Consider the following 12697-nt stretch of genomic DNA (forward strand, 5'->3'; position numbering starts at 1 on the left):
GGCAAGTGGACTATACCTGTCGGCGTCTGCACAGCTTCTTTCCAACTGTGCGGTCAGGGGAGACACGGGGGCAGGACAACGGGGCGCCGCAGGTGCGTCCGCTGTTCGGTCTCCCCGTGCCCCCCACTGCAATGGCTAGCCTGAAATCTGTACCACCCAAGCGCAACTGACCGCGGTGGCGGGGCCCTTCGCCTGAGGCGAATTTCGACGGGCGACCGGTACACACCGCCTGAGTCCTGGAGAAGGCGAGGACTTGAGCATGGGATCCACCTCCGGCCACAAGAATGAGGGCCTTGGCCGTCGCGATCTGATCAAGCGGTCTGCCGCACTCGGTCTGATCACCGTTCCGACGATGAGCTTCCTGTCGGCCTGTGCGAGCAGCGACGGCGGCGGCGACGACCAGGTCGAGAAGGGCAAGACCAGCGCGAAGAACCCGCTGGGCGTCAACGAGACGGCCGCGCTCGACGTGGTCATCTTCGACGGCGGCTTCGGCCAGCAGTACGCGATCGACGCCGAGAAGAAGTACACCGCGGCCTTCCCGAAGGCCAAGGTCAAGCACTCCGCGACCCAGAAGATCCAGTCGCAGCTGCAGCCGCGCTTCAACGGCGGCACCCCGCCGGACCTGATCGACAACTCAGGTGCCGAGCAGATGGACATGGGTGTCCTCGTCGACAAGAAGCAGCTGGCGGACCTGACGGCGCTGATGGACGCCCCGTCCATCGACGACCCGAACAAGAAGGTCCGCGACACGCTGCGCCCGGGTGTCCTGGAGATGGGTCAGTTCGACGGGGACCCGGTCTGGATCATGTACTACGCGTACACCGTCTACGGCGTCTGGTACTCGCAGACCAACCTGGAGAAGCTGGACGCCGAGTATCCCGAGGACTGGGATGCCATGCTCGCCCTGTGCGCGAAGGCGAAGAAGCAGGGCGTCGCCGGCTGGACGTACCCGGGCAAGTACCCGTACTACCTGCCGTTCTCGCTCTACCCGTTCATCGCCAAGATCGGCGGCCGGGAGGTTCTCGACAAGATCGACAACCTGGAGCCGAACGCCTGGAAGGACCCCGCCGTCAAGGCGGCGTTCGAGGCGTACTACGAGCTTCAGCAGAAGGGCTACATCCTCAAGGGCACCCCGGGCCTGACCCACATCCAGTCGCAGACCGAGTGGACCAAGGGCAAGGCGCTCTTCATCCCGAACGGTTCGTGGGTGGAGAACGAGGCGGCCCCGACCACGCCCAAGGACTTCAAGATGATGGTCGCGGCCCCCTCCGGCCTCGACTCGTCGGACAAGCTGCCCTTCGGCACCATCTGGGCGTCCGGCGGCGAGCCCTTCGTCGTCCCGGCCAAGGCGAAGAACCCGCAGGGCGGCATGGAGCAGCTGCGCATCATGCTCTCCGAGGAGTCCTCGAAGAACTTCACCAAGCAGGTCAAGTCCCTGAGCGCCTTCAACGGCGGCACCGACGGCCTGACCCTCTCCACGGCCATGCAGGCCGGTGTCGACGCGCTGAAGAAGGCCGGCGACAACGTGGTGAACCCGCGCCTGCAGGACTGGTACGTGAAGCTCCAGAAGGAGCAGATCGGCACCGCCGGCATCGGCGAGATGATGGCCGGGCGTCTGACGCCCGCCGAGGCCATCAAGAAGATCCAGGGCTACGCGGACGCCGCGGCCAAGGACTCGTCCGTCAAGAAGTACAAGCACCAGTGAGTAACCGTCACCAGCGGCGGCACCCGCGGAAAGATCGGGGTCGGTAAACGATGCAGCACGGCAAGTACCGGTTCATTGTGGGGTTCCTGGTAGCCCCACTGGCGTTGTATGCGGTCTTCGTCATCTGGCCGTTCATCCAGTCCATCTACTACTCGTTCACGGACTGGACCGGCCTGAGCCCGGACTTCAAGATGGTCGGCCTCGACAACTACACGAGGATGTTCAAGGACGACATTTTCTGGAAGTCGCTGCAGCACAGCGTGCTGCTCGTGCTGCTGCTGCCGTTGGTGACGCTGGGCCTCGCGCTCTTCTTCGCCTTCATGCTCAATGTCGGAGGCCGGCGGCGCAAGAACGCCGCGGTCTCCGGCGTGCGGGGCTCGGGGTTCTACAAGATCGCCTATTTCTTCCCGCAGGTGCTCTCGATCGTCATCGTCGCCCTGCTGTTCCAGTTCGCGTACAACCCGCGCAGTGGAATGCTGAATTCGGCGCTCAAGGGAGTCGGACTCGACTCCATCCAGCCGGACTGGCTGGGTGACCCGAACCTGGCGCTCATCTGCGTCATGGTGGTTCTGGTCTGGTCGACGGTCGGATTCTTCGTCGTCCTCTTCTCCGCCGGAATGGCGTCCATTCCGAAGGACTTCTACGAGGCCGCGCTCCTGGACGGGGCCAGCCGCGTCACGACGTTCTTCAAGATCACCCTGCCGCTGCTCTGGGACACCGTGCAGTCCGGGTGGGTCTACATGGGCATCCTGGCGCTCGGGGTCGAGGCGTTCACGGCCGTACAGGTCATGACCGTCGGTCCCGGCGGCCCCGACTACGCGACCTCGGTCCTGCCGCTGTACGTCTACCAGACGGCCTTCCGCGACGGTCAGGCCGGATACGCGACCACGATCGGTGTGGGGCTGCTCATCGTCACCATGGTGTTCGCCGCCATCGTGATGCGTCTGGGCCGGCGCGAGCGGCTGGAGTTCTGATGCTGTGCTTCCCGGGACGCGTTGCCCGGATCCCCAGCAGGCAAGACAGCCCGGTCCCGGCGGCCGGCTCGACAGTACGAGGTGAGCACACGTGAAGGCCACTGAAACCCCTCCCGTGGTCACGGTGACGGAACCGGCCCCCGTGTCCAAGGCGCCCGCACAGGACGGCAAGAAGAAGAGCGGCGAGGGCAAGGTCCTCAACGTCTTCTCGCACGGCGTGCTGATCATCTGGGCGATCCTGGTGGTCATGCCGCTGCTCTGGGCGGTCATGACCTCGTTCAAGACCGACGACTCGATCCTGTCGACGCCGTGGGCGCTGCCGGACAAGCTTCACTTCGAGAACTGGTCACGCGCCTGGAGCCAGGCGCACATGAGTGAATACTTCTTGAACACCATCGTGGTGGTCGGGGGCTCACTCATCGGCACTCTGCTGCTGGGTTCGATGGCGGCCTACGTGCTGGCGCGGTTCGACTTCCCGGGCAACCGCTTCGTGTACTACCTGTTCATCGGCGGGATGAGCTTCCCGATCATCCTGGCGCTGGTCCCGCTGTTCTTCGTGATGAACAACATGGGGCTGCTGAACACGACGCACGGACTGATCCTGGTCTACATCGCGTACTCGCTGCCCTTCACCGTCTTCTTCCTCACCGCCTTCTTCCGGACGCTTCCGGGGTCCGTGGCGGAGGCGGCGATGCTCGACGGGGCCTCGCACACCCGGACGTTCTTCCAGGTGATGCTGCCGATGGCGAAGCCGGGCCTGATCAGTGTCGGCATCTTCAACTTCCTGGGGCAGTGGAACCAGTACATGCTGCCCACGGTGCTGAACAGCGACCCCGACCACCGGGTCCTCTCCCAGGGCCTGGTCGAACTGGCCAACAGCCAGGGCTACAAGGGCGACTGGTCCGGACTGTTCGCCGGTCTGGTGATGGCGATGCTCCCGGTCCTCGCGGCCTACATCGTCTTCCAGCGCCAGGTCGTGGCCGGACTGACCGCGGGTGCGGTGAAGTAGTACGCGCAGCGCCTCCCGCACGAAACCAGCGAACCGCCCGTCGGCATCCCGCCGACGGGCGGTTCGTCTGTGTAAGGGGGATTTCGCGGAGCGTGCCGTGCGAGGGTCCGGTGCTCATCCGAGGCTTCGACTGCTCAAGGTCTTGACGGGGCGCACCCCAAAACTGTCAGCTTAGGGTTCACATGTTGGAGAATATGGCAGGAGTGAGTGAGTCGATGGAGACTCCGGGGTCGCAGACATCTCTGCATCGCGCCAACCTTGAGCGGGTCGTGCGCGCCGTACGTATGGCGGGCTCGCTCACCCAGGCGGAGATCGCCAGGAGCACGGGCCTCTCCGCGGCCACCGTCTCCAATATCGTTCGTGAACTGAAGGAGGGCGGCACCGTCGAGGTGACCCCCACCTCGGCCGGCGGCCGCCGGGCCCGCAGCGTCTCGCTCAGCGGGGACGCGGGCATCGTCATCGGCGTCGATTTCGGGCATACGCACCTGCGGGTGGCGGTTGGCAACCTGGCCCATCAGGTGCTCGCCGAGGAGTCCGAGCCGCTGGACGTGGACGCCTCGTCGGCCGAGGGCTTCGGACGGGCGGAACAGCTGGTGAACCGGCTGATCGAGACCACCGGGATCAGCCCCGGCAAGGTCATCGGGGTGGGTCTCGGTGTTCCCGGCCCGATCGACGTCGAGTCCGGCACGCTGGGCTCCACGTCGATCCTGCCGGGCTGGACGGGCATCAACCCCAGCGAAGAGCTCGCCGGACGCCTGGGCGTGCCGGTGTACGTGGACAACGACGCCAACCTCGGGGCCCTGGGCGAGCTGGTGTGGGGGAGCGGCCGGGGGGTCCGGGACCTCGCGTACATCAAGGTCGCGAGCGGTGTCGGCGCCGGTCTGGTGATCGACGGGCACATCTACCGCGGGCCCGGTGGCACGGCCGGCGAGATCGGCCACATCACCCTCGACGAATCGGGCCCTGTCTGCCGCTGCGGCAACCGCGGGTGCCTGGAGACCTTCGCGGCCGCGCGGTACGTCCTGCCCCTGCTCCAGCCCGGCCACGGGCCCGATCTCACCATGGAGCGGGTGGTCCAGCTGGCCCGCGAGGGCGACCCGGGCTGCCGCCGGGTGATCGGCGACGTCGGGCGGCACATCGGCAGCGGGGTGGCCAACCTCTGCAATCTGCTCAATCCGAGCCGGGTCGTGCTCGGCGGCTCGCTCGCGGAGGCCGGCGAACTGGTCCTGGGGCCCATCCGCGACTCCGTGTCGCGCTACGCCATCCCCAGCGCCGCACGACAGCTCTCGGTGCTCCCGGGCGCCCTCGGCGGACGGGCGGAGGTGCTGGGTGCCCTGGCCCTCGTCCTGAACGAGATGGGGGATTCAACCCTTTTGGAGAGCACCCTCCCCGCGGCGACGCCTGCCTTCACTTAGATAACGAATGGCACCGTTGTCATCTCGTTAAGAATTTACTCCTTGACGCCAAGCCTGCGGCCGAGTTGACTCCAACCCACCTCGGCCGCAACGTTGCGGCCTCGTCAGGGAGGCACACCCGCAATGAACGCAATGACGCGACGCATCGTCATAGGCACGGCCGCCGTTTCGATGGCCGTCTCCCTCGCCGCTTGTGGCAAGGCGGGCGACGACAAGAAGGACTCGGCGGACTCGGGAAGCAAGACCAAGATCGGTCTGCTGCTCCCGGAGAACAAGACCGCTCGCTACGAGACGCTGGACAAGCCGCTGTTCATCGAAGCGGTCAAGAAGGACTGCGCGGACTGCGAGGTCGTCTACAACAACGCGGCCGGTGACGTCGGCCAGCAGAAGCAGCAGTTCGAGCAGCAGATCGCCGACGGCATCAAGGTCATCGCGATCTCCTCGGTCGACGCCGAGAAGTCCGCCGCGTGGGTCGCCGACGCACACAAGAAGGGCGTCAAGGTCGTCGCGTACGACCGCGCCATCGTCGGTGCCGACGCCTACGTCAGCCACGACAACGAGAAGATCGGCCGGCTCCAGGGCCAGGCCGTCCTCGACGCCCTGGGCTCCAAGGCGGCCGACGCCAACCTCGTCATGATCAACGGTGACGAGAAGGACCCGAACGCCGGCCTGTTCAAGAAGGGCGCCCACGCGTCCCTCGACGGCAAGATCAAGATCGCCTACGAGGCGTCGGGCGAGTGGGACCCGAAGATCGCCGGCGAGAAGATGACCGCCGCGATCTCCTCGGTCGGCAAGGGCAAGATCAACGCCGTCTACTCCGCCAACGACGGCATGGCGGGCGGCATCATCACGTCCCTGGGCAACGCCGGCATCAAGGACATCCCGGTGGGTGGCCAGGACGCCGAGCTCCCCGGTATCCAGCGGATCATCGCCGGTACGCAGACCTTCACGATCTACAAGTCGCCGAAGCAGCTCGCCCCGGCAGCCGCCCAGTTCGCCGTCAACCTGCTCCAGGGCAAGGACATCGGCGCCCAGGGCAAGACGGACGGTGTTCCCTCCACGCTGCTCGAGCCGACCGTGGTGAACAAGGACAACATCGAGTCCACCGTGATCAAGGACGGCATCTACAAGGCCGCCGATGTCTGCGTCAAGGACATCGCCGCCAAGTGCACCGCACTGGGCATCAAGTAGTCCCTCCTCGCGCCAGGGCCAACAGGCCCTGGCGCGCGCGGGTTTGATCCGCCCCGCACGGCGGGGCCGGCCCGCCCCACGACTGTCCGGCCTCGGCCGGCCCACACCCCGCTGCCGGCCGGGTGCCGGACATTCTTCCCCTCCCAGTACTTCCAGTACGTCGACGCTGCCCTCGTGGCGCGGCGTCTCCGCCGGTCAGGCGGCACATCCCCGCCGGTCAGGCGGCGAAGGAGATGGTTCACGTGTCACAGACGCCCGTGCTGGCGTTGCGTGGAGTCTTCAAGCGATTCGGAGCGGTCCAGGTCCTCTCCGGTGTCGATCTCGAAGTCCACGCCGGAGAAGTGGTCGCCCTGGTCGGCGACAACGGTGCAGGAAAGTCCACGCTGGTCAAGACGATCGCCGGCGTGCACCCCATCGATGAGGGCGTCATCGAGTGGGAGGGCACGAAGGTGGACATCAACCGTCCGCACGACGCCCAGAACCTCGGCGTCGCCACCGTCTACCAGGACCTCGCGCTCTGCGACAACCTGGATGTCGTCGCCAACCTCTTCCTCGGCCGCGAGATCAAGAAGGGCGGCGTCCTCGACGAGGTCGCCATGGAGAAGCGGGCACAGGACCTCCTGTCCACGCTCTCCATCCGTATCCCCAGCGTCCGTATCCCGGTTGCCGCGCTCTCCGGCGGCCAGCGCCAGGTCGTGGCCATCGCCCGTGCCCTGGTCGGCAACCCCAAGATCGTGATCCTGGACGAGCCCACCGCGGCCCTCGGCGTCGAGCAGACCGCACAGGTCCTCGACCTGGTGGAGCGGCTGCGCGAGCAGAACCTCGGCGTCATCCTCATCAGCCACAACATGGCCGATGTGAAGGCTGTCGCCGACAAGGTCGCCGTGCTGCGGCTCGGCCACAACAACGGCATCTTCCCCGTGGCGACGACCAGCCACGAAGAAATCATCGCCGCGATCACGGGCGCCACCGACAACGCCGTGACCCGCCGCAAGTCCCGCAGCGCGGAGGCATCCAAGTGAGCAACACCAACGAGGCTTCGGCCACGGTCCCGGCCCAGGCCACCGAGGCTCCCGCGGCAGCGGCCGGCGCAGTCAAGGTCGTCGACCCCCGCCTGCTCGTCCGCGAGCAGGGCTTCAAGGGCTACTGGACCGAGTTCAAGCGCAAGGTCCGCTCGGGCGAGATCGGCTCGCTGCCGGTCGTGGTGGGCCTGATCATCATCGGGATCGTCTTCCAGCTCGAGACCGGCAACTTCCTCACCTCGTACAACCTCGACCAGATCACGCTGTACGCGGCGGGCCCCGGCATCATGGCCGTGGGCATCGTCTTCGTGCTGCTGCTCGGCGAGATCGACCTCGCGGTCGGTTCCGTCGCGGGTCTCGCGGGTGCGATGTGGGCCGTGGTCGGAACGGACATACCCGACTCCCTTGCCATCATCGTCGGCATCCTGTCCGGCACGGTCATCGGCGCCTTCCACGGCATTGTCTTCGCCAAGATCGGCGTGCCCGCGTTCGTCGTGACGCTGGCGGGCTTCCTGGGCTGGGCCGGTCTGCAGACCTGGGTGATGGGCGACAAGTCCACCATCACGACCCCGCTCGGCAGCTTCGTCCGCGACCTGACCAGCTACTACTTCGCCGACGTCGCCGCCGCGTACGGTCTCGCCGTGTTCGTGATCGTCGCCTTCTACCTCGCGCAGCTGCGCGACTCGCGCCGCCGCAAGGCCGCCGAGCTGCCGCACCGCCCGCAGAGCGAGATCATCCTGCGCACCGCGCTGCTCGCCGTCCTGTGCCTCCTCGCCGCGTACGCGTTCAACCAGGAGCAGGGCCTCCCGCTCTCCCTGGTGATCTTCCTCGCGATCCTGGTCATCACCGACTTCGTTCTGCGCCGCACCACCTACGGCCGTCAGATCTTCGCGGTCGGCGGTGGCATCGAGGCAGCGCGCCGTGCCGGTATCAACGTGTCCTGGATCCGCATCTCGGTGTTCATGATCTCCGGCACGCTCGGTGCGGTCGGCGGTCTCTTCCTGGCCTCCGCGACCGGCGGCGCCGACCGCTCGCTCGGTGGCGGCAACCAGCTCATGATGTGCATCGCCGCAGCCGTCATCGGCGGTACGTCCCTGTTCGGCGGACGCGGCAAGGTCTGGTCCGCGCTGCTGGGCATCCTGGTCATCCAGTCGATCGTCCAGGGCCTCAACCAGATGAACCTGTCGTCGAACGCGATCCAGTACATGATCACCGGTGGCGTGCTCCTCATCGCCGTGATCATCGACTCGGTCTCGCGCAAGACCCAGAAGACCGCAGGCCGCGCGTAACACCACCGGGCCCGGCGGGGCCCGGTGACACGCAACGCCCGACCGTGCCCGGCGCCCTTTTCCAGGGCGCCGGGCACTGTCACGTACGGGCCGCGGGGCGGGCCGGCACACGCACGCCCGATGTCCGGCGCGGCGGGCGGAACATTACGGACTTACTCCCGGCAGGGCGCGGATCGGCGAGCGGCGTCCTGTGGCCTCGATCGCAGGGCGGAGGAGGCGGGCGACGCGGAGCGTCGTCGACCCACGACAAGGCCGCAGGCGGAGTCGCAGGGCGTCGGGCACCCGCGCCCTGCCGGGAGGGAGGCCGTTAGACTCATCGGATCGGCATGCTCGACCAGCACAATCGCAAGGAGGCACGGTGACACAGCCGCGCGAAGCGCGTCAGGCGGTGACGGGCGAGGGATGGGATCTGCTGGCCCGCATCGGCGGACCGCGTGACCTGGACCGTCTCACCCCCGAGCAGCTGGAGCAGCTCGCCGAAGAGATCCGGACCTTCCTCGTCGACGCCGTCTCCAAGACCGGCGGACACCTCGGACCCAACCTGGGTGTGGTCGAGCTGACCATCGCCCTGCACCGGGTCTTCGACTCCCCGAAGGACAGGGTCCTCTTCGACACCGGCCACCAGAGCTATGTGCACAAGCTCCTCACGGGCCGCCAGGACTTCTCGAAGCTCAAGAGCAAGGGCGGCCTCTCCGGCTACCCCTCGCGTGCCGAGTCCGAGCACGACGTCATCGAGAACTCGCACGCCTCCACCGTGCTCGGCTGGGCCGACGGCCTGGCCAAGGCCAACGAGGTGCTGGGCAAGGACGACCACGTCGTCGCGGTCATCGGTGACGGCGCCCTCACCGGCGGTATGGCCTGGGAGGCGCTCAACAACATCGCCGCCGCCAAGGACCGCCCCCTCGTCATCGTCGTCAACGACAACGAGCGCTCCTACGCACCCACCATCGGCGGCCTCGCCAACCACCTGGCGACCCTGCGCACCACGGACGGCTACGAGCGCTTCCTGGCCCGCGGCAAGGACCTCCTGGAGCGCACCCCCGTCGTCGGGAAGCCGCTGTACGAGACGCTGCACGGCGCCAAGAAGGGCCTCAAGGACTTCATCGCCCCGCAGGGCATGTTCGAGGACCTCGGCCTGAAGTACGTCGGCCCGATCGACGGCCACGACCTGGAGGCACTGGAGTCCGCCCTCCAGCGCGCCAAGCGCTTCGGCGGGCCCGTCATCGTGCACTGCCTCACGGAGAAGGGCCGCGGCTACACCCCGGCCCTGCTCGACGAGGCCGACCGCTTCCACGCCGTCGGCAAGATCCACCCCGACACCGGCCTCCCCGTCGCCACCTCCGGCCTCGACTGGACCTCCGTGTTCGGCGAGGAGATGGTCAAGCTCGGCCGGGAGCGCGAGGACATCGTCGCGATCACCGCGGCCATGCTCCAGCCCGTCGGCCTGACCAAGTTCGAGAAGGCCTTCCCGGACCGGATCTACGACGTGGGCATCGCCGAGCAGCACGGCGCGGTCTCCGCCGCCGGGCTCGCCACGGGCGGCCTGCACCCGGTCTTCGCGGTATACGCCACCTTCCTCAACCGCGCCTTCGACCAGGTCCTGATGGACGTCGCCCTGCACAAGTGCGGTGTGACGTTCGTCCTCGACCGGGCCGGAGTCACCGGTACGGACGGCGCCTCGCACAACGGCATGTGGGACATGTCGATCCTCCAGTGCGTGCCGACGCTCCGGATCGCCGCCCCGCGCGACGCCGACCAGGTCCGCGCCCAGCTGCGCGAGGCCGTCGAGGTCGACGACGCCCCGACGGTCGTCCGGTTCTCGAAGGGCGCGGTCGGCCCGTCGGTCAAGGCCGTCGGCACGGTCGGCGGCATGGACGTGCTCCGCAAGCCGGCCGCCGCCCGTCCGGACGTCCTGCTCGTCTCCATCGGGGCGCTCGCTCCGATGTGCCTGGAGATCGCGGACCTGCTCGACGCCCAGGGCATCTCGACCACCGTCGTGGACCCGCGCTGGGTCAAGCCCGTGGACGAGGCCATGGCCCCGCTCGCGGCGAAGCACCGGGTCGTCGTCACCGTCGAGGACAACAGCAGGGCCGGCGGCGTCGGCTCAGCGGTCGCCCAGGCGCTGCGCGACGCCGACGTCGACGTACCGCTGCGCGACTTCGGCATCCCGCCGGTCTTCCTCGACCACGCCTCCCGCAAGGAGGTCATGGCCGAGATCGGGCTGACCGCGCCGGACATCGCCCGCCAGGTCACCGGTCTGGTCGCCAGGCTCGACGGCCGCTACGACACGGACACGGAGACCCGTTCCGTGGTGGAGCCGGTCCGGGACTGACCCGGCCGCACCGCACAGCGATGGGGCCGGGCCCGGGACCGACCCGGCTGCCACCGCACTCCGATTGGGCCGGTCGCCCACCCCGTACGGGTGGTCCGACCGGCCCATTCGCGTGAAATACGGCGGTGCGCGGCGTGCTGCGCGCGCCCGGGGGGCCGGCGGGTCCGAATCATGGCGTCCACGACGAGTGCGTGGAGGTACGCCGGTGAGCACCCAGCAGGACCTGCCCCCCAGCGGAGACGGACTGTTCAGGACCAAGACGGTCGAACAGTCGATCCGCGACACCGAGGAGCCGGAGCACGCCCTCAAGAAGTCCCTCTCCGCCGTGGACCTCACGGTGTTCGGCGTGGGCGTAGTCATCGGTACCGGCATCTTCGTGCTCACCGGAAAGGTGGCCAAGGAGACCGCGGGGCCGGCGACCGCACTCGCCTTCGTGGTCGCCGGGGTCGTCTGCGCCCTGGCGGCGCTCTGCTACGCGGAATTCGCCTCCACGGTTCCGGTGGCCGGCTCCGCCTACACCTTCTCCTACGCCTCGCTGGGCGAACTGGTGGCCTGGATCATCGGCTGGGACCTGGTCCTGGAGTTCGCGCTGGGTACGGCGGTGGTGGCGGTCGGCTGGTCCGGCTACGTCCGCTCCTTGATGGACAACGCGGGCTGGCACCTGCCCGACGCGCTCTCCGGCCCGGATGTGGCGGACGGCTTCGGCTTCGACATCCTCGCCTTCGTGCTGGTGCTGGTCCTGACCGTCATCCTGGTGCTGGGCATGAAGCTCTCGGCCCGGGTCACCACGGTCGTCGTCGCCATCAAGGTGGCCGTGGTCCTGGTCGTGATCATCGCGGGGCTGTTCTTCATCGACAGCTCGAACTACTCGCCGTTCATCCCGGACGCGCAGCCCCAGCCCTCCGGATCGGGCCTGGACGCCCCGCTGGTCCAGCTGATCTTCGGCTACGAGCCCACGAACTTCGGCGTCATGGGGATCTTCACCGCCGCATCCGTGGTCTTCTTCGCCTTCATCGGCTTCGACGTCGTGGCCACGGCCGCCGAGGAGACCAAGGTCCCGCAGCGGGACATGCCGCGCGGGATCCTGGCCTCGCTCCTGATCTGCACGGTGCTCTACGTCGCCGTTTCGATCGTCGTCACCGGAATGCAGCACTACACCGAACTTTCCGTGAGCGCCCCGCTGGCCGACGCCTTCAAGGCCGTCGGGCACCCCTTCTACGCCGGTGTCATCAGTTTCGGCGCCGCCGTAGGCCTCACCACGGTCTGCATGATCCTGCTGCTCGGCCAGACCCGGGTGTTCTTCGCGATGAGCCGTGACGGCCTGCTCCCGAGGTTCTTCTCCAAGACGCACCCGCGCTTTCGCACCCCGTACCGCCCGACCATCCTGCTCGGCGTGCTCATCGCGGTCATCGCGGGCTTCACCAGCATCAACGAGCTCGCCACGCTGGTGAACATCGGCACGCTCTTCGCCTTCGTGGTCGTCGCCCTGGGAGTCATCGTCCTGCGCCGCACCCGCCCCGACCTCCACCGCGCCTTCCGCACGCCGTGGGTTCCGCTGATCCCGATCCTCTCGGTCGCCGCCTCGGTCTGGCTGATGCTCAACCTGCCGGCGGAGACGTGGCTGCGTTTCGGCATCTGGATGGTCATCGGCGTGATCATCTACTTCGCGTACGGACGCGGGCACAGCCGGATCAACCGCACCCGGGTATGACGCGGACGGCCCCGCAGGCCCGTGGGGGCCGGCGGGGCCGTGCAGTCTG

9 protein-coding genes are annotated in these 12697 nt (G+C 67.7%); all 9 read left to right on the forward strand.

Annotation, left to right across the window (positions count from 1 at the left end):
• Positions 1-259: 259 nt before the first annotated feature.
• The 9 genes from ngcE (at position 260) to JGS39_RS00565 (ending at position 12648) form a co-directional block, all read left to right on the forward strand.
• The gene (gene ngcE, locus JGS39_RS00525; RefSeq protein WP_219566481.1) at positions 260-1705 is read left to right on the forward strand and encodes an N-acetylglucosamine/diacetylchitobiose ABC transporter substrate-binding protein; all 1446 of its coding nucleotides are present in this window, start codon (positions 260-262) and stop codon (positions 1703-1705) included.
• Positions 1706-1755: 50 nt separating this feature from the next.
• A complete protein-coding gene (locus JGS39_RS00530; RefSeq protein ID WP_219566483.1) occupies positions 1756-2679 on the forward strand; it encodes a carbohydrate ABC transporter permease in 924 nt (307 codons plus the stop codon).
• Between the two features lie 142 nt (positions 2680-2821).
• Complete coding sequence (locus JGS39_RS00535; RefSeq protein WP_371930486.1) at positions 2822-3688, forward strand: carbohydrate ABC transporter permease; 867 nt, start codon at positions 2822-2824, stop codon at positions 3686-3688.
• Between the two features lie 215 nt (positions 3689-3903).
• Positions 3904-5103 carry an ROK family transcriptional regulator gene (locus JGS39_RS00540; RefSeq protein WP_148022260.1) on the forward strand — a complete coding sequence of 400 codons (1200 nt, stop codon included), beginning with the start codon at positions 3904-3906 and terminating at the stop codon, positions 5101-5103.
• Positions 5104-5226: 123 nt separating this feature from the next.
• A complete protein-coding gene (locus tag JGS39_RS00545) occupies positions 5227-6294 on the forward strand; it encodes a sugar ABC transporter substrate-binding protein (protein ID WP_371930288.1) in 1068 nt (355 codons plus the stop codon).
• A 233-nt stretch (positions 6295-6527) separates the two neighbouring features.
• Positions 6528-7316, forward strand: coding sequence for an ATP-binding cassette domain-containing protein (locus JGS39_RS00550; RefSeq protein ID WP_219566490.1), 789 nt, complete (start codon positions 6528-6530; stop codon positions 7314-7316).
• A complete protein-coding gene (locus tag JGS39_RS00555; RefSeq protein WP_219566492.1) occupies positions 7313-8605 on the forward strand; it encodes a sugar ABC transporter permease in 1293 nt (430 codons plus the stop codon). The genes JGS39_RS00550 and JGS39_RS00555 overlap by 4 nt, the downstream gene beginning before the upstream one ends.
• 409 nt (positions 8606-9014) lie before the next feature.
• Positions 9015-10937 (forward strand): 1-deoxy-D-xylulose-5-phosphate synthase, encoded by a 1923-nt coding sequence (dxs, locus tag JGS39_RS00560; RefSeq protein WP_219566593.1) that lies wholly within the window; start codon positions 9015-9017, stop codon positions 10935-10937.
• A gap of 205 nt (positions 10938-11142) precedes the next feature.
• The gene (locus JGS39_RS00565; protein ID WP_219566496.1) at positions 11143-12648 is read left to right on the forward strand and encodes an amino acid permease; all 1506 of its coding nucleotides are present in this window, start codon (positions 11143-11145) and stop codon (positions 12646-12648) included.
• Positions 12649-12697 lie beyond the last annotated feature (49 nt).

It is taken from the genome of Streptomyces poriferorum, from assembly GCF_019399235.1.
GTDB lineage: Bacteria > Actinomycetota > Actinomycetes > Streptomycetales > Streptomycetaceae > Streptomyces > Streptomyces poriferorum.

Excerpts from the sequence above, each read along its gene's own strand:
- ngcE (WP_219566481.1), top strand. The coding sequence starts at position 260 with ATGGGATCCACCTCCGGCCACAAGAATGAGGGCCTTGGCCGTCGCGAT.
- JGS39_RS00530 (WP_219566483.1), top strand. The coding sequence starts at position 1,756 with ATGCAGCACGGCAAGTACCGGTTCATTGTGGGGTTCCTGGTAGCCCCA.
- JGS39_RS00540 (WP_148022260.1), top strand. The coding sequence starts at position 3,904 with ATGGAGACTCCGGGGTCGCAGACATCTCTGCATCGCGCCAACCTTGAG.
- JGS39_RS00545 (WP_371930288.1), top strand. The coding sequence starts at position 5,227 with ATGAACGCAATGACGCGACGCATCGTCATAGGCACGGCCGCCGTTTCG.
- JGS39_RS00550 (WP_219566490.1), top strand. The coding sequence starts at position 6,528 with ATGGTTCACGTGTCACAGACGCCCGTGCTGGCGTTGCGTGGAGTCTTC.